Source organism: Peterkaempfera bronchialis (genome assembly GCF_003258605.2).
In the GTDB taxonomy this organism is placed as follows: domain Bacteria; phylum Actinomycetota; class Actinomycetes; order Streptomycetales; family Streptomycetaceae; genus Peterkaempfera; species Peterkaempfera bronchialis.
Window position 1 is genome coordinate 3487025 of the sequence record NZ_CP031264.1, and the last position, 22803, is coordinate 3509827.

The window sequence follows — 22803 nt, forward strand, 5'->3', positions numbered from 1 at the left end:
ACGGTTCAGTTCTCATCCGGGGCGATGCAAGGGGAGGCAGGACGACGGTGGCGGATCGCACCAGGGCCGCCGTCGACGTGGTGGCCGAGGAGGGCGCGGGTGGGACCGCAGCCGTTCCCGGCACCTCGGACGACGGACGCACGGCCCCCGGCAGTCGGCATCAGGAGTCCGACCGATCGGGCGAACGGGAAGCGGTGAAATCCGGCGAGGCCGACACGGCCGATGCCGCCCAGGAGGGTGCCTCCCTGGAGGACGTTCCCCTGGAGGACGCCCAGGACGACGACGCCAAGGACGACAACGCCAAGGACGACGACGCTCAGGACGCCGGGGAGACCACCCCTGGCTCCGATCAGGAGGCCGCCTCCGCCACGGAGGCGCCCGCCGAGAAGGCGAACCCGGAGAAGACGGTCCCGGAGAAGGCTGCGGTCGACGCGGTGCCGACGCTGCGCCCGGCACCCGTACGGCACAGCGGCGACAAGGTCGCCGACCGGTACCGGCTGGAGGAGTGCATCTCCCAGGCAGGTGTCTTCACCAGCTGGCGTGCCGTCGACGAGACGCTGCGCCGCGCCGTGGGCATCCATCTGCTGGCCTCCGGGCACGAGCGGTCCCGCGCCGTGCTCGCCGCCGCCCGCTCCGCCGCGCTGCTCGGCGACCCCCGGTTCGTCCAGGTCCTCGACGCGGTGACCGACGGCGACCTGGTCTACATCGTCCGCGAGTGGCTGCCCGACGCCACCGACCTGGCCAGCCTGCTCGCCGCCGGGCCGATGGAGCCCTACGACGCCTATCAGATGGTCCGCCAGGTCACCGACGCGATTGTCCTCGCGCACCGCCGTGGGCAGTCGCATCTGCGCCTCACCCCCAAGTCCGTGCTGCGCACCGACGGCGGCCAGTACCGGATCAACGGGATCGCCGTGGACGCCGCCCTGCACGGTCTCAGCGACGACGAGGCGGAGCGCGACGACACCCGGGCCATCGCCGCCCTGCTGTACGCCGCCCTGGCCCACCGCTGGCCCTACCCCGAGGACAAGTACGACCTCCAGGGCATGCCCCGGCAGCTCGGCTGCGTGCCGCCGGACCAGGTCCGGGCGGGTGTGCATCGCGGCCTCTCGGAGATCGCCGTACGGGCCCTCTGCGACGAGCCCCCGCGCCATCTGGAGGCCATAACCACACCGGAGGAGCTGGCCAAGGCCATCGCCCTGCTGCCGAAGGTCCGGCAGCCGGAGCCCGAGCCGGTGGCAGCCGTCTACCCGCCCGCGTACCCCAAGGCCACGGGGCCCGCACGGTCTCCCTTCCCGCCACCGGCCGCCGTGCCTCCGCACGCCCCGGCACCCGCACCCGCCGTCTCCCGGCCGCAGGCGCGACCCGGCCGGGGCGCCCGAGCCGCCAAGTGGGGTGCCTCCGTGGTGCTGCTGGCCGCTCTGGGGGTCGGCAGCTGGGTCCTGGCCAGCAATCTCCGCAGCCAGGGCGACAACGGCAGCACCACCCAGGGCCAGTCGGCCGGGGTCGACGACGACAAGCCGACCCCCTCCAAGGCCCCGGCCAAGCCGCTGACGATCGTGGGCGCCGCCGAGTTCTCCCCACATGCGGACCCCATGTCCGGGGACAAGGTCCAGTACTCCTATGACGGCGATCCGAACACCGCCTGGATCACCAAGCAGTTCCATGGCTTCCCCAACTTCGGCAACCTCGACTACCGGGCCGACGGCGCCGGCATCGTGGTCGACCTCGGCAGCGTGAAGTCCGTCTCCGCAGTCAAGACCACCCTGTATGTCGCCGGACAGCAGGTGGATGTCCGCGCGGCGGCGGAGAACGCGGCATCGCCCCGGACACTCGCCGACTTCCCCCGCACGCTCCAGGGCGGCACCAACGCCGGGAAGCAGCTGGACGTGGACCTCTCGGCCCCGGTCCGGACACGCTATGTCCTGATCCACATCACCTCGCTTCCACCGGAGTCCCCGGGCCTCTACCGGGGCGGCATCTCCGAGATCCAGGTGCTCGGCTGAGCGCAGCCCAAGCTGACGAATCCCGAGACACCTGGCAAGGTATGAGCGCGGTCGACGACTGGGGGAGGTGCTGATGGCAGGCTGGACACCGCCTGTGGACAGCACCTCCTCCCCGGTCCCCGACAGCGCAGTCACCGGCGGCGCAGCCCCTGACAGTGCAGTGCCGGACAGCGCAGCCGCCGATAGGGACGTCCCCGACACAGAGCTCATCGCCCGCCATGTGGCCGGCGACCGCAGCGCCTTCGAGGAGCTGGTGCGGCGCCACCGGGACCGTCTCTGGGCCGTGGCGCTGCGTACCCTCGGCGACCGCGAGGAGGCCGCCGACGCCCTCCAGGACGCCCTGATCTCCGCCTTCCGGTCCGCCCATACCTTCCAGGGGCGATCCGCCGTCACCACCTGGCTGCACCGCATCGTGGTCAACGCCTGCCTGGACCGCGCCCGCCGCGCGGCCACCCGACGCACCACGCCGCTGGAGGACGACCGGCAGGGAGCGGACGCACTGCTCGGCACGGACGAGGCGGCCGACGCCCCGGTGGTCCGCAGCGAGCTGCGCCGCGAACTCGCCCTCGCCCTGGCCGCGCTGCCCCCCGAGCAGCGCAGCGCGCTCGTCCTGGTCGATATGCAGGGCTACCCGGTGGCCGAGGCCGCCGACATGCTGGGGGTGCCCACCGGGACCGTCAAGAGCCGCTGCGCCCGAGGCCGGGCCCGGCTGCTGCCGATGGTCAAGCATCTCCGCAGTACCCCGGACGAGCCGACGGAGGCTGTTTCACGTGAAACACCCGCTCGTGTTCCACGTGAAACAGCGCCCCCGGCCGATGCACCGGGCAGGGACACCCGGTCCCGCAGCGGAAGAAGGAACCTCCCGGACGGCGGGACCGTCCCAGGGAGGAGCACGAATCTCCCGACCGGAGACGACGTGACCGCAGGAGGAGGTGCAGCACCGGCATGACGCCTACCACCCCGGGCACCGGCCCGACCGAACCACCGCTCCGCAGCAGCGCCGACAACACCTCCGGCCCCGCAGACCACCCCGCCGTCGAGGAGATCTCCGACTTCACCGAGGACCTGCTGGCACCGGAGGCCGCCGCCGCGGTCCGTACCCATCTGGCCGACTGTCCGGAGTGCGCCGACACCCGGGACGCCCTGCTGGAGATCCGCTCCCTGCTGGGCCGCCCCGAGAGCCTCCGCATGCCGGCCGACATCGCCGAACGCATCGACGCCGCCCTCGCGGCCGAGGCGCTGCTCTCCTCGGCCACCCCCCAGGGCGAGCCCCGACCCGCTGCCCCGCCGACCGCCGCCGACCGCGCCTCTGACGCCGCCGACCCCGCACGCCCGGCTCCATCCACGTCGGCCGAGCACACCGGAGACTCCGCCCCGCCACATCCGGCCAAGGACCGCGCCCGACCCGGGGGCAGCCCCGGACCAGCCGGGGGCCCCGGCCGTCGCCGGGGCCCCCGGCGCCGCCGTACCGCCCGGGCGCTGCTCACCGCCGCCGCACTGGTCGCAGCCGTCGGTCTGGGCAGCGTCCTGCTGCAACAGCTGCCCGTCGGGACCACGGAAGCGGGGTCGTCCCACAGGGCCGACCGCGCGGCGGGTCAGGCCGCCCCGTCCGCCGCCGAGGGATCCGGCAGCCTGGCTCACGGGTACCGTGCGACCATCGCACCCGGCCTCAGGGGGAGCGGCACCGAGTACACCGAGCAGGACCTCGGCCCGCAGATCATGCAGTTGGTGAGCGACCGCATCGAGCAGCCAGGCCCGCTCGCCACCGCCAGGCCCGGCGCCACGGCAAAGCCGCCCGGCGAGCCTCACCTCGCCACCAAGGGAAGCGGCAGCAGCGCGTACACCCCTGGGGTGGCAACCCCGCCGCTACCCGGCTGCGTGCTGAAGGCCACCGGCCGCGGTGGCGACGAGCCCGTCGCCACCGACCTGGGCACCTTCCAGGGCACCCCGGTCGGTGTCGTCGTCTACCCCATCGGCCAGACCGGCGACATCCTTGAGGTCTTCCTCATCGACTCGACCTGCGAGCGGACCGCGCCCTCCGCACCCGGTGCGGTCAAGCTGCACCGCACCGTCCCCAAGCCATGACCCGGGTCGCGGAGTCACGGCCGGGAGGCCGGGACTGGGGCGCGCCCGGTGGCGTGTCCGCGCCGGGAATGCGAGAGGATGGTGGACCGTTGTCCCCGGCGGCGGAGCAGACCGCCCTCCCGCAGACCTCGCGGGCCGCGATGCGAACCAGGAGATGCAGTGAGCGACGTCCGTAACGTGATCATCATCGGCTCCGGCCCGGCCGGCTACACGGCCGCCCTGTACACCGCCCGTGCATCCCTGAAGCCGCTGGTCTTCGAGGGCGCGGTCTCCGCCGGCGGCGCACTGATGAACACCACCGAGGTCGAGAACTTCCCGGGCTTCCGCGACGGCATCATGGGGCCCGACCTGATGGACGGTATGCGCGCGCAGGCCGAGCGGTTCGGCGCCGAGCTGGTGCCCGACGACATCGTGGCCGTGGATCTCACCGGCGACATCAAGACCGTCACCGACTCGGCGGGCACCGTCCACCGTGCCAAGGCCGTCATCGTCGCCACCGGCTCCCAGCACCGCAAGCTGGGCCTGCCCCGGGAGGACGAGCTCTCCGGGCGTGGCGTCTCCTGGTGCGCCACCTGCGACGGCTTCTTCTTCAAGGACCAGGACATCGCGGTGGTCGGCGGCGGTGACACCGCCCTGGAGGAGGCCACCTTCCTCTCCCGGTTCGCCAAGTCGGTCACCCTGGTCCACCGCCGTGACACGCTGCGCGCCTCCAAGGCCATGCAGCAGCGTGCCTTCGCCGACGAGAAGATCAGCTTCGCCTGGAACAGCACCGTCGAGGCCATCCACGGCGACCCCAAGCTCTCCGGGCTCACCCTGCGCGACACCGTGACCGGCGAGACCCGTGAGCTCCCGGTCACCGGCCTCTTCATCGCCATCGGCCACGACCCGCGCACCGAGCTCTTCAAGGGCCAGCTGGAGCTGGACGGCGAGGGCTACCTCACGGTGGACGCCCCCAGCACGCGCACCAATCTGACGGGCGTCTTCGCCGCCGGCGACGTGGTCGACCACACCTACCGCCAGGCCATCACCGCCGCCGGCACCGGCTGCTCGGCCGCCCTGGACGCCGAGCGCTACCTGGCCGCGCTCGCGGACAGCGCCCCGGAGCAGACCCGCGAGCCCGAGCAGGCCGCAGCCGCCCTCTGACCGCGTCAGCACCGTTTCACGTGGAACAGCAGGCATGGAGACCCCGAAACAGATCGGGCGCACCCCTTGTTGTTGCAGATACGGGTTGTTCCACCTGCACGTTGTTCCACGTGAAACCCCCAGAGCCACCCCCTCACCGCGCACCCCGACACACCCCTAGGAGTTCCTGTGGCCGGCGCCACCATCACCGTGACGGACGACACCTTCGACAGCGAGGTCCTGAAGAGCGACAAGCCCGTCCTTGTCGACTTCTGGGCCGCCTGGTGCGGCCCGTGCCGCCAGATCGCCCCGGCGCTTGAGGAGATCGCCGCCGAGTACGGTGACCAGATCACCGTGGCCAAGCTGGACATCGACGCCAACCCGACGGTGCCCGCCAAGTACGGCGTCCTCTCCATCCCGACCCTCAACGTCTACCAGGGCGGCGAGGTCGTGAAGACCATCGTCGGCGCCAAGCCCAAGGCCCTGCTTCTCAAGGACCTCGCGCCGTTCATCTCCGCGTGACCCGGTCCCGCCCAGCACACGGGTGAGGCGGCCGTCCCCGGCAGGGGGCGGCCGCCTCAGTCGTCTGCGCCCACGCGCTCCCTACAGCGGCCGCAGCGCGGGCTCCTTGCGGGCGGCTCCGAGAAGCCGCTCCAGGGCCACCTCCACATCGCCCTTCCAGGAGATGGCGGAACGGACCTCCAGCCGCAGCCTTGGATACCGGTGGTGCGGCCGGACCGTCTTGAAGCCCACCGCCAGCAGATGATCGGCGGGCAGCACGCACCCGGGCGTCTCCCAGCGGGCGTCCCCGAACGCCTCGACCGCCTTGAAACCGCGCCGCACCAGGTCCTTGGCCACCGTCTGCACCAGCACCCGCCCCAGTCCCTGCCCCTGGTACCCGGGCAGCACCCGCGCGGTGATCAGCTGCACCGCGTCGGGGGAGACGGGGCTGGTGGGGAAGGCCAGCGAGCGCGGCACATAGGCAGGCGGCGCATACATCACAAAGCCCGCCGGGGCGTCGTCGACATAGACCACACGTCCACAGGACCCCCAGTCCAGCAGCACCCCGGAGATCCAGGACTCCTTCTCCAGCTCCGGCTTGCCGCCCTGTACGGCCGCCTCCCCGCTCACCGGGTCCAGCTCCCAGAAGACGCAGGAGCGGCAGGTCACCGGCAGGTCCGAGAGGTTGTCGAGCGTGAGCGGAGCGATCCTGCGTCCCATGTCTCACACCTTCACGCGGGCACCTGGCGGGATGCAAGCAGCAACTGCCGCATGGATCGCATCCTAGCCAGCAGCAGTGCCCCCGACGGCTGGACACGACGGGGCACGAAGGACGAGGCACGCGGTGGCCGGACGCGGAAGAGGGCCGGCGCCGGTTTCACGTGGAACACCGTCCACGTCATACCCGGCCCGGCCCTCTTCCGGCGGTCGGCTACTCCTCCTCGGCGTCCTGGCCGTCCCCGTGCAGCGAGTTCTCGCCGGGAGCCAGACTGTCCAGGATGCGGTTCAGGTCCTCCACCGAGGCGAACTCCACCACGATCTTGCCCTTGCCGATCTTCCCGTTGCGCTGCCCGACCTCGACCTTCACCCGGGTCTCAAAGCGGTCCGAGAGGCGGGTGGCCAGGTCACCGAAGGCCGGGGAGATCCGGCCTCCGGGGCGGGCACCGGTGCGCTTCCTGCCCTGCCCCATGGTGCGCACCATCTCCTCGACGGTACGCACCGAGAGCCCCTCGGCATTGATCCGGGCGGCCAGCTTCTCCTGCGCCTCCAGGTCGTCCAGCTGCATCAGCGCCCGGGCATGCCCGGCGGAGATCACGCCCGCCGCCAGCCTCCGCTGGACCGCAGGCGACGACTTGAGCAACCGCAGCGTGTTGGAGACCTGCGGCCGGGAGCGGCCGATCCGGTCCGCCAGCTCCTCATGGGTGCAGCCGAAGTCCTGGAGCAGCTGGTCGTAGGCGGCGGCCTCCTCCAGCGGGTTGAGCTCCGCCCGGTGGAGGTTCTCCAGCAGCGCGTCCAGCAGCAGCTTCTCGTCCTCGGTGGCCCGGACGATGGCGGGGATGGACTCCAGGCCGGCCTCCCGTGAGGCCCGCCAGCGCCGCTCACCCATGATGAGCTCATAGCGCTCCGCCCCGGTCTGCCGCACCACGACCGGTTGCAGCAGGCCCACCTCCTTGATGGAGGTGACCAGTTCCTGGAGCTTCTCCTCGTCGAAGACCTCGCGCGGCTGCCTCGGGTTGGGCGTGATGGCATCCAGCGGAAGTTCGGCGAAGCGCGCTCCCGGCACCGGAGCCGGCTCGGCAGCCGCCTCGGGGACCGGCTCGGCCTCCGGGGCGGACGGCGCCGTGCCCGCGCTGCGGGAGACCTCGGCGGCGGCCTTCGCCGCCACCGTCCCGCGATCGGCGGGCAGCACGGGCACCGCCGTGGGCGATGCGGCTCCAGGGGAGATCAGCGTCCGCCCGTTCGGCAGGGCGTGCCCCGCCGGGGTCTGCGGCCGCTCCGTGTCGGTCCCGCTCGCCGCAGGCGGGATCAGCGCTCCCAGTCCTCGGCCCAGACCCCTGCGACCACCACTCACCGGTTCCCCTCCATCGTGCTCTGCTGCTCCACCGGACCGGCCTGCACGCCGACTCCGTAGTCGTGATGGCGCGGCCCCGCAGCGCCGGACCCGGTCGGCGCGGCTCCACGGAGCGCCAGCTCCCGGGCCGCCTCCAGATAGGAGAGGGCTCCGCTGGACCCCGGGTCATAGGTGAGGACCGTCTGCCCGTAGCTGGGTGCCTCCGAGATCCGCACCGAGCGCGGGATCGCCGTACGCAGCACTTCCTTGCTGAAGTGGCTGCGGACCTCTTCGGCCACCTGCGCGGCCAGCCGGGTCCGGGCGTCGTACATGGTGAGCAGGATGGTGGAGACATGGAGCTGCGGGTTGAGGTGGGCCCGCACCAGTTCGACATTGCGCAGCAGCTGGCCCAGCCCCTCCAGCGCGTAGTACTCGCACTGGATGGGGATCAGCACCTCGCGACCGGCCACCAGGGCGTTGACCGTCAGCAGGCCGAGCGAGGGCGGGCAGTCGATGAGCACATAGTCCAGGGGCTGCTCATAGGCTTCGATGGCGCGTTGCAGCCGGCTCTCCCGGGCCACCAGGGAGACCAGTTCGATCTCCGCACCGGCCAGGTCGATGGTGGCGGGCACGCAGAAGAGGCCCTCCACGTCGACCACCGGCTGCACCACATCGGCCAGCGGCTTGCCCTCCACCAGTACGTCGTAGATCGACGGAACCTCGGCGTGGTGGTCGACGCCGAGCGCGGTGGACGCATTGCCCTGCGGGTCGAGGTCGACCACCAGGACCCGGCAGCCGTGGAACGCCAGCGAGGCGGCCATATTGACCGTGGTGGTCGTCTTGCCGACGCCGCCCTTCTGATTGGCGACCACGATCACCCGGGTCTGCGCGGGTCGGGGCAGCCCTTCCCCGGTACGGCCCAGCGTCTCCACGGCGAGTTGCGCAGCACGCCCGATGGGGGTGTCCACCATGGGCCCGGCATCCACCGGTACGGGAGTCTCGGAGTCCTGCATGCGCGCCAGTGTTTCACGTGAAACATCGGGATCGGCACCGGGTCGGGGCTCGGCTCGCGGCCCCGGCAGCGGGTCGGGTCGGCGGCCCGTCCACAGCGCGGCTGCGGTGGCCGCATCCATGGAGTCGGTCATGGGCTGGGCGCCCTGGGTGTTGGACGACAAGGATCGGCTCCCCTCTCCGGGCCGGTCGCCGCCGCCCGCCCGGCCACGGACGGCAGGGTGGGCGGAGTCGGCGCGGTGCGCGGCGGAAACTGAGGTCTTCGAGGCATCATTGCGCAGCTGTGGCTGCCTGGGTGTGGGATGCGGCTCTTCCGCCCCCTCCGCAGCCGGATCTTCACCCGGAGAGGTGTCGGCGGGCGCCGCCAAAGCAGGCGTTGAGACCGCAGCCCTGCTGCGGCTCAGGATTCCTGGAAGCAGGGAACGACGTTTCACGTGAAACACAATGCCCGTTTTGTCGCATATCTGATGCCGCGACACTCCGAACGGCCATGACCGGCAGAGACGGCGCCACGGACAGCCGCAGAGACGGAAGGGCGGCAGCCGCTCCTGCGGCCACCGCCCCTCGCACCTCGATCCGACCCGTTCGGGCCAACCGTCAACGGCGTCGCCGTCCCCCGCCGGCGCCACGGCCCCCTGCGGTGCCGCGCCCACCGCCGGCCACCCGCCCGGCACGGGCCGCCTTCGCCCGCCGGGCGGCGGCCCGGACCCCGCCGGGGCTCTCCCCCACCTGGACCCGGACCACATGGGTCGGGGTCTCCACCGTCCCCGCTCCGGCCTGCACCACCGACCACTCCACCGCACCGAGCTTGGTCAGCGCCGCGCGCGCCTCGGCCAACTCCTGCTCCGCGGTGTCACCCTTCAGCGCCAGCATCTCCCCATAGGGACGCAGCAGCGGCAGCCCCCAGCCGGCCAGCCGGTCCAGCGGAGCCACCGCCCGCGCGGTCACCACATCCATGGAGAGCTTGCCGATCATCTCCTCGGCCCGGCCCCGCACCACGGTGACATTGGTGAGACCCAGCTCCTTGACGGCCTCCTCCAGGAAGGTGGTCCGGCGCAGCAGCGGCTCCAGCAGCGTCACCGAGAGGTCCGGCCGGGCGAGCGCCACCGGGATTCCGGGCAGACCCGCACCAGAACCCACATCGCAGAGCGAGACCCCCTCCGGTACGACCTCCGCCAGTACCGCGCAGTTGAGCAGATGCCGCTCCCACAGCCGGGGCACCTCGCGTGGCCCGATCAGACCGCGCCGGACCCCGGCCGTGGCCAGCAGTTCGGCATAGCGCACCGCCGCCTCGAAGCGGACTCCGAAGACCGCCCGTGCGGCGGACGGCGCCTCCGGCAGTTCTTCCTCGGCCCCCTCGGCAGGCGTCCCTGTCTCCATCCCAGCCTCTTCCCTCACCGTGCCCACCGACTCACCATGCCTGTTTCACGTGAAACATCCTTCTGTCCACGCGGTCACACGGCACGACGGCCCCGTCCGCGCGAGGCGGACGGGGCCGTCACCGTGCACGTCATGTCCAGTGTCGGGCAGCCGCCTCAGACGGGCAGCACGACCACGCACCGCTGCGGCTCCTCGCCCTCCGACTCGCTGCGCAGCCCTGCCGCCGCCACCGCGTCATGGACCACCTTGCGCTCGAAGGGGGTCATCGGCGACAGCTTCACCGGCTCACCGGTCTCCTTGGCCTGCTGCGCCGCCTTGCCGCCCAGCTCCGCCAGTTCCGCTCGCCGACGGGCCCGGAAACCCGCGACATCCAGCATCAGCCGGCTGCGCTCACCGGTCTCCCGGTGCACGGCCAGCCGCGTCAGCTCCTGAAGTGCCTCCAGCACCTCGCCGTCCTGGCCGACCAGCCGCTGAAGGCCGCGCTGCGCACCCGTGCCCTCGCCCACGATCGACACCGAGGCACGGTCGCCTTCGACGTCCATGTCGATGTCACCGTCGAGGTCCGCGATGTCCAGCAGACCTTCCAGGTAGTCCGCCGCGATCTCGCCCTCCTGCTCCAGCTGGGCGATCAGGTCGTTCTTGGACGAGGTGGCGGGCGCGGGGGCGTCCGCAGCGGCGGAGGTGGTGCCTTCCGTCACGGAGGGACTCCTTAGGAGAAGAGGGGAACGAAGATCTGGGGGAGCCGGGTCAGGACTTCTTCTTCGGCCGCTGACCGGCCGGCTGCGGCGTCCGCTTGCCCTGCTGCCCGGTGCGCTTGCCGCCGGCCGCCGATGCCTTGACGTCGTCGGCCTTCCCCGCATCGGCCGCACCGCTGCCGGTCCCACCGCCGGTGGACGTGCTGCCGGTGGAGGGCCGACCCGTCGGCGACTGCTGCCGCTGGGCCTTGGTCTGCCGCTTGGGCTGCTGGCGGACCACCGGTGCGGTCTCCTCGGGCTCGGCCGCCTCCGCCTTGCCACCCTTGACCAGGGAGGTCAGACCGCCCTTGACCGGAGTGCCGTCGGCGCTGAGCTTGCCCGCCTTCCGCAGCCGCTCCTGGCGCTCCTTCCACGCCGTGGAGCCGGGGGTCGGGTTGCGGCGGATGACGAAGAGCTGCTGGCCCATGGTCCAGACGTTGGTGGTCAGCCAGTAGACCAGGACGCCGACCGGGAAGTTGATGCCGAAGACCGCGAACATCACGGGGAAGACGTACATCAGCATCTTCTGCTGCTGCATGAACGGCGTCTTGACCGTGAGGTCGACGTTCTTGGTCATCAGCTGGCGCTGGGTGATGAACTGCGACAGCGACATCAGCACGATCATGGTGATCGTGACGACCCGGACATCGGTGAGCGAGGCGCCCAGGGCGGTGATCTTGTCCGCCGAGTCGGTGAACTTGACCGACAGCGGGGCACCGAAGATGTGCGCCTTCTGGGCGCTCGCCAGCAGGTCGCTGTTGATCACGCCGACCGTCTGGCCCTTGGCGATGTGGTTCAGCACCTGGTAGAGCGAGATGAAGAACGGCGACTGCACCAGGATCGGGAGACAGCTCGAGAAGGGGTTGGTACCCGCCTCCTTGTAGAGCTTCATCATCTCTTCGGACTGGCGCTGTCGATCGTTCTTGTAGCGCTCCTGGATGGCCTTCATCTTCGGCTGGATCGCCTGCATGGCCCGGGTCGCGTTGATCTGCTTCACAAAGAGCGGGATCAGGCAGACCCGGATGACGATCACGAGCGAAACGATGGAGAGACCCCATGCCCACCCTGTGTCCGCCCCGAAGACATGGCTGTACAGCGCGTGGAACTGGACGATGATCCAGGACACCGCCGTGTAGAGAGGACTCAGGATCGCGTCCACGAATCAGGCTCCTTGGGCATTTGGCGTGGGCGCCGGGTTCTCGACCGGGCCGGAAGTCTGGGGGGCCGGGCCCTGGGGGCCCGGACTCGCGAAGCGGGCGCGCAGCCACTGGTGCCACACGGGCCGCTTGCGCGGCGGTACATGGTCCACGCCTCCGGGGGACCAAGGGTTGCAGCGCAGGATGCGCCAGGCGGTGAGGCCGGTGCCCTTCACCGCGCCATGCACCCGGATCGCCTCGTAGCCGTAGTGGGAACAGGAGGGGTAGTACCGGCACACAGGGCCGAGCAGCGGGCTGATGGTCCACTGGTAGATCCGGATCAGCCCCATCAGCAGGTACTTCATCGCCCTGCTCCCGTCGGCCCGATGGCGGTGGTCTCCGTCCTGAGCAGCCGCTTCAGGGCTGCGTCCAAGTCGCGCTCCAGGTCCGCGTAGTTCGCCGCCCCCGCCGGGGGCAACGCGCGTACCACTATCAGGCTACCTGCGGGCAGCAGCGCCATACGCTCCCGGACAAGGTGACGCAGGCGACGCTTGACAAGGTTCCGCACGACCGCCGGGCCGACGGCCTTGCTCACGACGAAACCCGCACGCGCCGGGGGAGCAGTCTCCCCCGGCGAGTGCGGGCCGAAGTCGTTCCGTCCGCCGCCGTCCGCACCTGCCGCCTCGGCACCCCGACTGAGGTGCACGACGAGCAGGGGCTTGCCGGCGCGGCGTCCACGTTTCACCGCGGTCGCGAAGTCCTGGCGCCGCCTCAGCCGATTCTCGGTGGGCAGCACAACATGACCCTGAGCAGCGGATCAGGCGGACAGACGCGTGCGGCCCTTGCCGCGGCGGCTGGCAAGGATGGCGCGACCGGCACGGGTGCGCATCCGCAGCCGGAAACCGTGGGTCTTCGCGCGGCGGCGGTTGTTCGGCTGGAAGGTGCGCTTGCTCACTCGGGGGCTCCAGGGATCAATCGTAGGGTGGCGGGGCGTCACTTGGCCGTCACCGTGCGTCCGCGCGATCCCCTGTGCTACTTCGGGAAGCGAAGCGATCCACGGCGCCTATGCTGCGCGCCTGGTTGGTGCGGTTGACCCGCGGGCATGCGGCAGCGGCCATCGACAACTCGACCTGGTTACGGTACGCGGACGGGGGACCACGGGTCAAACCGGGTGATGGCGTGCCGCCCGGCCATGCGTCCGGCCAGCGTCCGACCATGGGGTGCGGTCGGCTCTGCGGTGGGCTCCGCAGCGGGCTCCACGGTCGGCCCCGGCCCGGCTGTGCACAGGCTGTGGACAACGACTTGAACCTAGGCGTCGCCGCTGATTACCGTTGCAGAACCTGTCTGCATTCCCCACTCACCGACAACCCACACCTCCGCCCGTCCCGCCCGTCCCGCATCCCTGTCACCCTGTCTCAAGGGCCCCCGACCGAAGACCACCCTCAGCGGTGGGACGAGAAAGCGTGCACCAGTGGCTGATGTCAACAGCGATCTCGCACCCGCCTGGGCGAAGGTCGTCGAGCGGCTGGGCGGCGATGCGAGCATCGGGGAGAGCGAGAAGATGTGGCTGCGCCGGACGCAGCCGATGTGGATGATGCACGACACCGCGCTGCTGGCGGCACCCAACGAGCGGGCCAAGCAGGTCCTGGAGGGCCGGCTGCTGCCGCTGCTGAGCGAGATCCTCGGCGGCGAGTTCGGCCATCCCGTCCGGATCGCCGTGATGGTCGACGCCAACGCGGTACCGCCGCCGCCCCCCGCCCCGGCCGCCGCGCCCGTGGAGCCCGAGCCGCCCCGTCAGGAGTACCGGGAGGACCGCGAGTACCGGTCCGGCGGCGAGGGCGGCTGGAGCGGCTGGCCGCCCGGCGGACCGCGCGGCGGCTACGACCAGGCGTACGAGCAGCGCCGCTACGAGGGCGGCGGCTACGAGCAGCGCCCCGGACCCTATGACCAGCGCCCCGGCTGGTCCGAGCAGGGCAGCGGCTGGACCGCCTATCCGCCGGACCGCCGCGGATACGAGGGCGACTACCGGGACGGCGGGGCCGGCCATGAGCGGGGCCGCGACTGGCCTCCGCATCCGGACCGCTCCGGCACCCCGGCCGAGGGGTTCCGGCAGCTGCCGTCCGAGCCGGCCCGTGACACCCGTGACACCCGGGGCACCCAGGGCGACCTGCTGGGCGGCGAGTACGGCGAGCCGGCCCACCCGGGCGGCCGTGGTCCGGGGCCCGGCGAGGGCGACGGGCGACCGCAGCCCGCGCTGCTGCCGGAGCGGTCGGCCGACGGCGGGGCCGGAGGGCCTGTGCTGCCTGCCACGGGCCCCTCCGGTGCTCCACTGCCCAAGGGACCGGGCCACCCCGCGCCGCCCGGCGCGGGCGGCGCTCCGCGCAAGGACGAGCCGGCCGCCCGGCTCAACCCCAAGTACCTCTTCGACACCTTCGTCATCGGGGCCAGCAACCGGTTCGCCCACGCGGCTGCGGTCGCGGTGGCCGAGGCGCCCGCCAAGGCGTACAACCCGCTGTTCATCTACGGGGAGTCCGGGCTCGGCAAGACGCATCTGCTGCACGCCATCGGGCACTACTCGCGGAGCCTCTACCCGGGCACCCGGGTGCGCTACGTGAGCTCGGAGGAGTTCACCAACGAGTTCATCAACTCCATCCGCGACGGCAAGGCGGACGCCTTCCGCAAGCGCTACCGCGACATGGACATCCTGCTGGTCGACGACATCCAGTTCCTGGCGAGCAAGGAGTCGACGCAGGAGGAGTTCTTCCACACCTTCAACACCCTGCACAACGCCAACAAGCAGATCGTGCTCTCCTCCGACCGGCCGCCCAAGCAGCTGGTCACCCTGGAGGACCGGCTCCGCAACCGCTTCGAGTGGGGTCTGATCACCGACGTCCAGCCGCCCGAGCTGGAGACCCGGATCGCGATCCTGCGCAAGAAGGCCATCCAGGAGCAGCTGAACGCGCCGCCGGAGGTGCTGGAGTTCATCGCCTCCCGGATCTCGCGGAACATCCGCGAGCTGGAGGGCGCGCTGATCCGGGTGACCGCCTTCGCCAGCCTCAACCGGGCGCCGGTGGACCTGGAGCTCACCGGGATCGTGCTGAAGGACCTCATCCCCGGCGGTGAGGAGGCGGGTCCGGAGATCACGGCCAAGACCATCATGGAACAGACCGCCGCCTACTTCGGGCTCGGCGTGGAGGACCTCTGCGGCTCCTCCCGGAGCCGGGTGCTGGTCACCGCCCGGCAGATCGCCATGTACCTCTGCCGCGAGCTCACCGACCTCTCGCTGCCGAAGATCGGCGCCCAGTTCGGCGGCCGGGACCACACCACGGTGATGCACGCCGACCGCAAGATCCGGTCCCTGATGGCCGAGCGGCGGTCCATCTACAACCAGGTCACGGAGCTGACCAACCGCATCAAGAGCTGACCCGGCAGCCGGGACACACCCGGGACCGCCGGCCTGCGCGACCGCGCAGAAGCCCGCAGGAGGGGCGCAGGGAGAGGTCTCCCTGCGCCCCTCCGCCCGTTCTGCGGCTCCGCCGCGCCTCGCACAGACGCGCAGCAATTCGAACAGCCCGGGGCCGGATCGCGGAACTCCACAGGATGCGGCATTTTCCGCCGTCCACACCCTGGGGAGCGCCGAGTTATCCAGATCCTGTCCACAGCTGCCGCCGCAGTACGCTCGTCCCCCCAGCTCATGCCCCTGTGGACTTGTGGGCCACCGTTGTCCACAGGGTGTGGACAGTTGAGGGAGCGTCAACACGGCTCCAAGGTTGTCCACCGGCCATCCCCAGGGAGAGGGTGGTTGTCCCCAGGTTGTCCACAGCAACGTCCACAGTTCGACAAGCAAAACGCCGCTTTCACTAGTCCGTGTGAAAGCGGTCACACACGAGGGCAGGTGTGGCCGGTGGGAAACCTGGGTAAAACCTGGGGATAGTCCTGGGGAGAACCTGGGGGCAGCTGTGGATGGCCTGTGGGTAAACCTTGGCTGTCCACAGGAGGGCCTGGTTCATCCACTGGTTCACCCACAGGCCCGGTGGATAAAAAAGCCGGGCTGAGCTGCGCAAATGACGTTATCCACGGAATCCACAGCCCCTACTACTACGACTACCTAGAGATCCCCCGGTGCTTCGTCTAACAGGGGGCGGGGCGTCGATCTGTGGATGACCGCAATGCGACACCTGTTCACCCCGGCTTCGCCCCGTCTGCCACGGGTGTCGGTGGAGTACGTCAGACTGTTCTCCGGCAACAGGAGCGAGCCGACCCGCCACGGAGCCCACCGGGGTCCACAGGGTGGGGACGGGCGGCCCGCGGACAGCAGGAGCTCAGGAGGCGGTGACCGGTGAAGTTCCGGGTGGAGCGAGATGTCCTCGCGGAGGCGGTGGCCTGGGCTGCCCGCAGCCTCCCGGCACGGCCGCCGGTGCCGGTCCTCGCCGGGCTGCTGCTGACGGCCGAGGAGGGCAGGCTGAGCCTGTCCGGTTTCGACTACGAGGTCTCGGCCCGGGTCTCGGTGGAGGCCGACACCGAGGAGGCCGGTACCGTCCTGGTCTCCGGTCGGCTGCTGGCCGACATCTCCCGGTCGCTGCCCAACCGGCCGGTGGAGATCTCCACCGACGGTGTGCGGGTGACCGTGGTCTGCGGCTCCTCCCGCTTCACCCTGCCGACCCTCCCGGTGGACGAGTACCCGGCGCTGCCGCAGATGCCCACCGCCACCGGCACCGTCTCCGGCGAGATCTTCGCCGCCGCCGTCGCCCAGGTCGCGGTGGCCGCCGGGCGTGACGACACCCTGCCGGTGCTCACCGGCGTCCGGGTCGAGATCGAGGACGACCGGATCACCCTGGCCGCCACCGACCGCTACCGGTTCGCCGTCCGCGAGCTGCTGTGGAAGCCGGAGCAGCCGGGCCTCTCCGCCGTCGCCCTGGTCCCCGCCAAGACCCTGCTGGACACCGCGAAGTCCCTGAACAGCGGCGACACCGTCGCCATCGCCCTGGCATCCGCCGGCAGCGGCGGCGGCGAGGGCCTGATCGGCTTCGAGGGTGCCGGTCGGCGGACCACCACCCGGCTGCTGGAGGGCGAGTTCCCGAAGTTCCGCAGCCTCTTCCCGACCGAGTTCAACGCGGTGGCCACCATCGTGACCGCGCCCTTCGTGGAGGCCGTCAAGCGTGTCTCCCTGGTCGCCGAGCGCAACACCCCGGTCCGGCTGAGCTTCGAGCAGGGTGTGCTGACCCTGGAGGCCGGTTCCGGCGACGACGCCCAGGCCACCGAGCGGCTCGACGCCGACCTGGAGGGCGACGACATCTCGATCGCCTTCAACCCGGCCTACCTGCTCGAAGGGCTGTCGGCCATCGACGCCCCGGTGGCCCAGCTGAGCTTCACCACCTCCACCAAGCCCGCGCTGCTGAGCGGCCGCCCGTCGGTCGACGCCGAGGCCGACGAGGCCTACAAGTACCTGATCATGCCGGTGCGGCTCTCCGGCTGACCGAGGCCGCCGCGGCCATCCCCGTCCCCCGGTGCATCCGCAACCGGGGGACGGGCCGTCGGGCCTGGAAGCCGCCCCACCGGGCAGAAGCTCCCCCAGCGGCCCGTGCCCGCCGGGGCCCGAACTCTCCCCCGGCGTAGGCTCAAAGGTGCGGCAAAGGGGCCGTCATCAGGCACCTCGAACGACGTAAGGACTTGTCATGGAGCTCGGTCTCATCGGTCTCGGCAAGATGGGCGGGAACATGCGCGAGCGCATCCGCCGCGCCGGTCACACGGTCATCGGGTACGACCGCAACCCCGACCTCGCCGATGTCCACTCCCTCCAGGAGCTGGTGGACAAGCTCCAGGCCCCCCGGGTGGTCTGGCTGATGGTGCCGGCCGGCGCCCCGACCCAGCAGACCGTCGACCAGCTCGCCGAGGTGCTGTCGCCCGGCGATGTGGTGGTCGACGGCGGCAACTCGCGCTGGACCGACGACGTCACCCACGCCAAGGAGCTCGCCGCCAAGGGCATCGGCTTTGTCGACGCCGGCGTCTCCGGCGGCGTCTGGGGCCTGGAGAACGGCTACGCCCTGATGGTCGGCGGCGAGGCCGAGCACGTGGACCGGGTGAAGCCGGTCTTCGACGCCCTCAAGCCGGCCGGTGAGTACGGCTATGTGCACGCCGGCAAGGTCGGCGCCGGCCACTTCGCCAAGATGGTCCACAACGGCATCGAGTACGCCCTGATGCAGGCGTACGCCGAGGGCTGGGAGCTGCTTGAGGCCGCCGAGGTGACCACCGATGTACGTGCGATCTTCAGCAGCTGGAAGGAGGGCACGGTCATCCGCTCCTGGCTGCTCGACCTGGCCGTCCGCGCCATGGACGAGGACGCGCACCTGGAGCACCTGCGCGGCTACGCCGAGGACTCCGGCGAGGGCCGCTGGACCGTCGAGGCGGCCATCGACCACGCCGTGCCGCTGCCCGCCATCACCGCCTCCCTCTTCGCCCGGTTCTCCTCCCGCCAGGAGGACTCCCCGCAGATGAAGATGATCGCGGCGCTGCGCAACCAGTTCGGCGGCCACGCCATCACCGCCGTCAGCGACCAGAAGGGCGCCGACGCCCCCGGCGCCGACGTGGACCCGCCGTCCGTCTCCTGACCGGCCCACCACCCCCACCGGAGAGGAAGTCAGCGCGGGCGCAGGCCCCCGCGCGCTACGCACACCATGCATGTCGCGCATCTGTCGCTCGCCGACTTCCGCTCCTACGCCCGGGTCGAGGTGCCCCTGGACCCGGGCGTCACCGCCTTTGTGGGCCCCAACGGCCAGGGCAAGACCAACCTGGTGGAGGCGGTCGGCTACCTCGCCACCCTGGGCAGCCACCGGGTGGCCGTCGACGCCCCCCTGGTCCGGCTGGGCGCCGACCGCGCCATCGTCCGGGGCAGCGTGGTGCGGGAGGACCGGCCCACCCTGATCGAGCTGGAGATCAACCCCGGCAAGGCCAACCGGGCCCGGATCAACCGCTCCTCCAACGTCCGCCCGCGCGATGTGCTGGGCCTGCTGCGTACGGTGCTCTTCGCCCCGGAGGACCTGGCCCTGGTCAAGGGCGACCCGGGGGAGCGGCGCCGCTTCCTGGACGAGCTGCTGACCGCCCGCACCCCCCGGCTGGCCGGGGTCCGGCAGGACTATGAACGGGTCCTCAAGCAGCGCAACGCCCTGCTCCGGACCGCGGCCCTGGCCCGCCGGGCGGGCGGCGGCCGGGCGGATCTGTCCACCCTGGATGTCTGGGACGGCCATCTGGCGCGTACCGGCGCCGAGTTGACCGCCTTCCGGGTGCAGCTGGTGGCCGCGTTGCAGCCGCTGGTGGAGAAGGCGTACGAGCAGCTGGCCCCGGGCGGCGGCCCGACCGCGCTGGAGTACCGCAGCTCGGTGGAGGGCCCGGTGCCCGCCTCCCGCGAGGAGGCGTACGAGGCGCTGGCGGCCGGGCTGGCGGCGGCCCGCAAGCAGGAGGTCGAACGCGGGGTCACCCTGGTCGGCCCGCACCGGGACGACCTGCTGCTGGGGCTGGGCCCGCTGCCCGCCAAGGGGTACGCCAGCCATGGCGAGTCCTGGTCGTATGCGCTGGCCCTGCGGCTGGCCTCGTATGAGCTGCTGCGCGCCGACGGCGGCGAACCCGTGCTGGTGCTGGACGACGTCTTCGCCGAGCTGGACGGCAGACGCCGGGAGCGGCTGGCCGAGCTGGTCGCGCCGGGCGAGCAGGTGCTGGTGACGGCGGCGGTGGCGGAGGACGTTCCGCAGGCCCTGGCGGGCGCCCGGTTCGCGGTGGCCGACGGCGAGGTGCGGCGGATCGCCCAGGGGTGACGGCGGCCCCGGGCAGTCCCGTTTGCCCGCCCGGCCGCTTAGGCTGGACCACTTCACTGTCCACAGGCTGGGGAAGGAGTCGACTCCCGTGACCGATGCGCAGAGCGAGCGCGAGCCTGCCCTTCCCGGACCGGCCCTTCCCGGACCGGCCCTCCCCGAATCGGGCCCCGCCGGACCGGCCCTGTCCGGCATCGACCTCGCCCGGGTCGCCCTGCGCGCCGCCAAGGAGCAGGCCCGGGAGCGCGGCGAGCAGGTCCGGCAGAAGAAGGAGTCCCGGCGCCGGGGGCTGCGCAGCGGCGCCCGCGCCGACGGCCGCGATCCGGTGCCGCTGGGCGCCGCGATGCGGCAGCTGATCACCGAGCGCGGCTGGGAGGCCCCGGCCGCGGTGGGCGGGGTGATGGGCCGCTGGCCGCAGATCGTGGGCGCGGAGATCGCCGCCCACTGCACCCCCGAGCACTATGCCGAGGACGCCTGCGAGCTGAGGGTGCGCTGCGACTCCACGGCCTGGGCCACCCAGCTGCGGCTGCTGGCCCCGCAGCTGGTCGCCCGGCTCAATGCCGAGCTGGGGCATGGCGCGGTGAAGCTGATCAAGGTGCAGGGTCCGGCCGGTCCCGCCCGCAGCTACGGGCGGCTGCGCGCACCCGGGAGCAGGGGTCCGGGGGACACCTGGGGCTGAGGCGTCCGGTGGACCCGTCGGGCCGTGTTGCGGAGCCGCTGGGTGCCCATTTGAACGCAGTTGGCCCCCCGCCTGAGTATCGGGACATGTGCGGAGGGGATTCAGCGCGGCACATCAGCGCTCAGGGGCTGGCAAACGCCCGTCTCTGTCGGCGGTACCGGTAGACTGGAGGCAATACACCGCCGCTTGCGGTTCTGAGACGAACGCCGTGGCCGCGTCACGCCTGCCCACCGGGTGGGGATGCGGCCCGCGCTGTGCCAGAGAGGGCGCTTCGTGGCCGATTCCGGCAACCCCAACCCGACCCCTGAGACCTCCGACACCACCCCCGGCAACGGGACGTCGTACGACGCCAGCGCGATCACGGTCCTCGAAGGGCTCGAAGCCGTCCGCAAGCGCCCCGGCATGTACATCGGCTCCACCGGTGAGCGCGGCCTGCACCACCTCGTCTACGAGGTCGTCGACAACTCGGTCGACGAGGCGCTGGCCGGCTACGCGGACTCCATCGATGTGACCATCCTCCACGACGGCGCGGTCCGCGTGATCGACAACGGCCGGGGCATCCCGGTCGACGTGGAGAAGTCGACCGGCAAGTCGGCCGTGGAGGTCGTGCTGACCGTGCTGCACGCGGGCGGCAAGTTCGGCGGCGGCGGCTACGCCGTCTCCGGCGGTCTGCACGGCGTGGGCGTCTCGGTGGTGAACGCCCTGTCCAGCCGGCTCTCGGTCGAGGTCAGGAAGGACGGCCACCGCTGGACCCAGGAGTACAAGCTCGGCGCCCCCACCGCCCCGCTGGCGCGGAACGAGGCGACGGCGGAGACCGGCACCTCGGTCACCTTCTGGGCCGACCCGGACATCTTCGAGACCACCGAGTACTCCTTCGAGACGCTCTCCCGGCGGTTCCAGGAGATGGCGTTCCTCAACCGGGGGCTGACCATCCGCCTCACCGACGAGCGCCCCGAGCACTCCGACGAGGAGGACAAGCCGCGCACCGTCACGTACCACTACGACGGCGGCATCTCGGACTTCGTCCGCTACCTCAACTCCCGCAAGGGCGAGCTGGTCCACCCGACCGTCATCGACTTCGAGGCCGAGGACCGGGACCGGATGATCTCGGTCGAGGTCGCGATGCAGTGGAACAGCTCCTACACCGAGGGCGTCTACTCCTTCGCGAACACCATCCACACCCATGAGGGCGGCACCCACGAGGAGGGCTTCCGCGCGGCGCTGACCGGCCTGGTCAACCGCTATGCGCGGGAGAAGAAGCTGCTCCGCGAGAAGGACGACAACCTCACCGGCGAGGACATCCGCGAGGGTCTCACCGCGATCATCTCGGTGAAGCTGGGCGAGCCGCAGTTCGAGGGCCAGACCAAGACCAAGCTGGGCAACACCGAGGCCAAGACCTTTGTGCAGAAGGTCGTCCACGAGCACCTCAACGACTGGCTGGACCGCAACCCCACCGAGGCGTCGGACATCATCCGCAAGTCCATCCAGGCGGCCACCGCCCGGATGGCGGCCCGCAAGGCGCGCGACCTCACCCGCCGCAAGGGCCTGCTGGAGAGCGCCTCGCTGCCGGGCAAGCTCTCGGACTGCCAGAGCAAGGACCCCTCCGAGTGCGAGATCTTCATCGTCGAGGGTGACTCCGCCGGCGGCTCGGCCAAGTCCGGCCGCGACCCGCGGGTGCAGGCGATCCTGCCGATCCGGGGCAAGATCCTCAACGTGGAGAAGGCCCGGATCGACAAGGTCCTCCAGAACACCGAGGTCCAGGCGCTGATCTCGGCCTTCGGCTGCGGCATCCACGAGGACTTCGACATCACGCGGCTGCGGTATCACAAGATCGTGCTGATGGCCGACGCCGACGTCGACGGCCAGCACATCCGCACCCTGCTGCTCACCCTGCTCTTCCGCTTTATGCGGCCGCTGGTCGAGGCGGGGCACGTCTACCTGGCGCAGCCCCCGCTGTTCAAGATCAAGTGGGGGCGGGAGGACTTCGACTACGTCTACTCCGACCGCGAGCGCGACGCGGTGATCCAGGCCGGTCTCCAGGCCGGCCGCCGGCTGCCCAAGGACGACGCCATCCAGCGCTTCAAGGGTCTCGGCGAGATGAACGCCGAGGAGCTGCGGATCACCACCATGGACCAGGAGCACCGGGTGCTGCTGCAGGTCACCCTGGAGGACGCGGCCCGCGCCGACGACCTGTTCTCGATCCTGATGGGCGAGGACGTCGAGGCCCGCCGCACCTTCATCCAGCGCAACGCCAAGGACGTCCGCTTCCTCGACGTCTGACCCCGCCCGGTCGGATG

20 protein-coding genes are annotated in these 22803 nt (G+C 71.3%); 11 read left to right on the plus strand and 9 right to left on the minus strand.

Annotated elements, in window-relative coordinates; genetic code table 11:
- The first annotated feature begins 47 nt into the window (after window positions 1–47).
- The 5 genes from C7M71_RS15430 (at window position 48) to trxA (ending at window position 5732) form a co-directional block, all read left to right on the plus strand.
- Complete coding sequence (locus C7M71_RS15430) at window positions 48–2003, plus strand: protein kinase family protein (RefSeq protein WP_229758741.1); 1956 nt, start codon at window positions 48–50, stop codon at window positions 2001–2003.
- A 160-nt stretch (window positions 2004–2163) separates the two neighbouring features.
- On the plus strand, window positions 2164–2952 hold the full coding sequence (sigM, locus tag C7M71_RS15435; RefSeq protein WP_407675984.1) for an RNA polymerase sigma factor SigM: 789 nt from the start codon (window positions 2164–2166) through the stop codon (window positions 2950–2952).
- Entirely contained in the window at window positions 2949–4088 is a 1140-nt protein-coding gene (locus C7M71_RS15440; protein ID WP_111491278.1) for an anti-sigma factor family protein, read from the plus strand. Before sigM ends, C7M71_RS15440 begins: the two co-directional genes overlap by 4 nt.
- Window positions 4089–4247: 159 nt before the next feature.
- Window positions 4248–5231, plus strand: a complete 984-nt coding sequence (gene trxB, locus C7M71_RS15445) for a thioredoxin-disulfide reductase (RefSeq protein ID WP_111491279.1) — start codon at window positions 4248–4250, stop codon at window positions 5229–5231.
- 168 nt (window positions 5232–5399) lie between these two features.
- Window positions 5400–5732 carry a thioredoxin gene (gene trxA / locus C7M71_RS15450; RefSeq protein ID WP_111491280.1) on the plus strand — a complete coding sequence of 111 codons (333 nt, stop codon included), beginning with the start codon at window positions 5400–5402 and terminating at the stop codon, window positions 5730–5732.
- An 81-nt stretch (window positions 5733–5813) separates the two neighbouring features.
- On the opposite strand, the gene C7M71_RS15455 is transcribed toward trxA, so the two are convergent.
- The 9 genes from C7M71_RS15455 to rpmH all read right to left on the minus strand — a co-directional run bounded on the left by C7M71_RS15455 (window position 5814) and on the right by rpmH (window position 12977).
- On the minus strand, window positions 5814–6431 hold the full coding sequence (locus C7M71_RS15455) for a GNAT family N-acetyltransferase (RefSeq protein ID WP_111491281.1): 618 nt from the start codon (window positions 6429–6431) through the stop codon (window positions 5814–5816).
- Between the two features lie 211 nt (window positions 6432–6642).
- A complete protein-coding gene (locus C7M71_RS15460) occupies window positions 6643–7782 on the minus strand; it encodes a ParB/RepB/Spo0J family partition protein (protein WP_111491282.1) in 1140 nt (379 codons plus the stop codon).
- The gene (locus tag C7M71_RS15465) at window positions 7779–8732 is read right to left on the minus strand and encodes a ParA family protein (protein WP_407675985.1); all 954 of its coding nucleotides are present in this window, start codon (window positions 8730–8732) and stop codon (window positions 7779–7781) included. The genes C7M71_RS15460 and C7M71_RS15465 overlap by 4 nt, the downstream gene beginning before the upstream one ends.
- Before the next feature lie 637 nt (window positions 8733–9369).
- A complete protein-coding gene (rsmG, locus tag C7M71_RS15470; RefSeq protein ID WP_114914381.1) occupies window positions 9370–10152 on the minus strand; it encodes a 16S rRNA (guanine(527)-N(7))-methyltransferase RsmG in 783 nt (260 codons plus the stop codon).
- 155 nt (window positions 10153–10307) lie between these two features.
- Window positions 10308–10850, minus strand: coding sequence for a Jag family protein (locus tag C7M71_RS15475; RefSeq protein ID WP_111491888.1), 543 nt, complete (start codon window positions 10848–10850; stop codon window positions 10308–10310).
- Window positions 10851–10899: 49 nt separating this feature from the next.
- The gene (yidC, locus tag C7M71_RS15480) at window positions 10900–12045 is read right to left on the minus strand and encodes a membrane protein insertase YidC (protein ID WP_111491887.1); all 1146 of its coding nucleotides are present in this window, start codon (window positions 12043–12045) and stop codon (window positions 10900–10902) included.
- A 3-nt stretch (window positions 12046–12048) separates the two neighbouring features.
- Window positions 12049–12387 carry a membrane protein insertion efficiency factor YidD gene (gene yidD / locus C7M71_RS15485; RefSeq protein WP_111491886.1) on the minus strand — a complete coding sequence of 113 codons (339 nt, stop codon included), beginning with the start codon at window positions 12385–12387 and terminating at the stop codon, window positions 12049–12051.
- Entirely contained in the window at window positions 12384–12818 is a 435-nt protein-coding gene (rnpA, locus tag C7M71_RS15490) for a ribonuclease P protein component (RefSeq protein WP_111491885.1), read from the minus strand. The genes yidD and rnpA overlap by 4 nt, the downstream gene beginning before the upstream one ends.
- 21 nt (window positions 12819–12839) lie before the next feature.
- Window positions 12840–12977 carry a 50S ribosomal protein L34 gene (gene rpmH / locus C7M71_RS15495; RefSeq protein ID WP_030215407.1) on the minus strand — a complete coding sequence of 46 codons (138 nt, stop codon included), beginning with the start codon at window positions 12975–12977 and terminating at the stop codon, window positions 12840–12842.
- A 516-nt stretch (window positions 12978–13493) separates the two neighbouring features.
- On the opposite strand from rpmH, the gene dnaA reads away from it, so the two are divergent.
- From dnaA to gyrB, 6 genes are all read left to right on the plus strand, one after another.
- Window positions 13494–15446: a chromosomal replication initiator protein DnaA gene (gene dnaA, locus C7M71_RS15500; RefSeq protein ID WP_111491884.1), complete on the plus strand. Its 1953-nt coding sequence runs from the start codon at window positions 13494–13496 to the stop codon at window positions 15444–15446.
- A gap of 915 nt (window positions 15447–16361) precedes the next feature.
- Window positions 16362–17498, plus strand: coding sequence for a DNA polymerase III subunit beta (gene dnaN, locus C7M71_RS15505; protein ID WP_111491883.1), 1137 nt, complete (start codon window positions 16362–16364; stop codon window positions 17496–17498).
- A 199-nt stretch (window positions 17499–17697) separates the two neighbouring features.
- Window positions 17698–18630, plus strand: a complete 933-nt coding sequence (gene gnd, locus C7M71_RS15510; protein ID WP_111491882.1) for a phosphogluconate dehydrogenase (NAD(+)-dependent, decarboxylating) — start codon at window positions 17698–17700, stop codon at window positions 18628–18630.
- A gap of 66 nt (window positions 18631–18696) precedes the next feature.
- Window positions 18697–19830: a DNA replication/repair protein RecF gene (recF, locus tag C7M71_RS15515; RefSeq protein WP_111491881.1), complete on the plus strand. Its 1134-nt coding sequence runs from the start codon at window positions 18697–18699 to the stop codon at window positions 19828–19830.
- Between the two features lie 181 nt (window positions 19831–20011).
- A complete protein-coding gene (locus tag C7M71_RS15520; protein ID WP_111491890.1) occupies window positions 20012–20506 on the plus strand; it encodes a DUF721 domain-containing protein in 495 nt (164 codons plus the stop codon).
- A 240-nt stretch (window positions 20507–20746) separates the two neighbouring features.
- Window positions 20747–22786 carry a DNA topoisomerase (ATP-hydrolyzing) subunit B gene (gene gyrB / locus C7M71_RS15525; RefSeq protein WP_111491880.1) on the plus strand — a complete coding sequence of 680 codons (2040 nt, stop codon included), beginning with the start codon at window positions 20747–20749 and terminating at the stop codon, window positions 22784–22786.
- The last annotated feature ends 17 nt before the right edge of the window (window positions 22787–22803 follow it).

What these genes read in the sequence shown, in the direction of transcription:
- C7M71_RS15440 (WP_111491278.1), top strand. Translation starts at nt 2,949, where the DNA reads ATGACGCCTACCACCCCGGGCACCGGCCCGACCGAACCACCGCTCCGC.
- yidD (WP_111491886.1), bottom strand. Translation starts at nt 12,387, where the DNA reads ATGAAGTACCTGCTGATGGGGCTGATCCGGATCTACCAGTGGACCATC.
- gnd (WP_111491882.1), top strand. Translation starts at nt 17,698, where the DNA reads ATGGAGCTCGGTCTCATCGGTCTCGGCAAGATGGGCGGGAACATGCGC.
- gyrB (WP_111491880.1), top strand. Translation starts at nt 20,747, where the DNA reads ATGCGGCCCGCGCTGTGCCAGAGAGGGCGCTTCGTGGCCGATTCCGGC.
- recF (WP_111491881.1), top strand. Translation starts at nt 18,697, where the DNA reads ATGCATGTCGCGCATCTGTCGCTCGCCGACTTCCGCTCCTACGCCCGG.
- rsmG (WP_114914381.1), bottom strand. Translation starts at nt 10,152, where the DNA reads ATGGAGACAGGGACGCCTGCCGAGGGGGCCGAGGAAGAACTGCCGGAG.
- C7M71_RS15465 (WP_407675985.1), bottom strand. Translation starts at nt 8,732, where the DNA reads ATGGTGGACACCCCCATCGGGCGTGCTGCGCAACTCGCCGTGGAGACG.
- C7M71_RS15455 (WP_111491281.1), bottom strand. Translation starts at nt 6,431, where the DNA reads ATGGGACGCAGGATCGCTCCGCTCACGCTCGACAACCTCTCGGACCTG.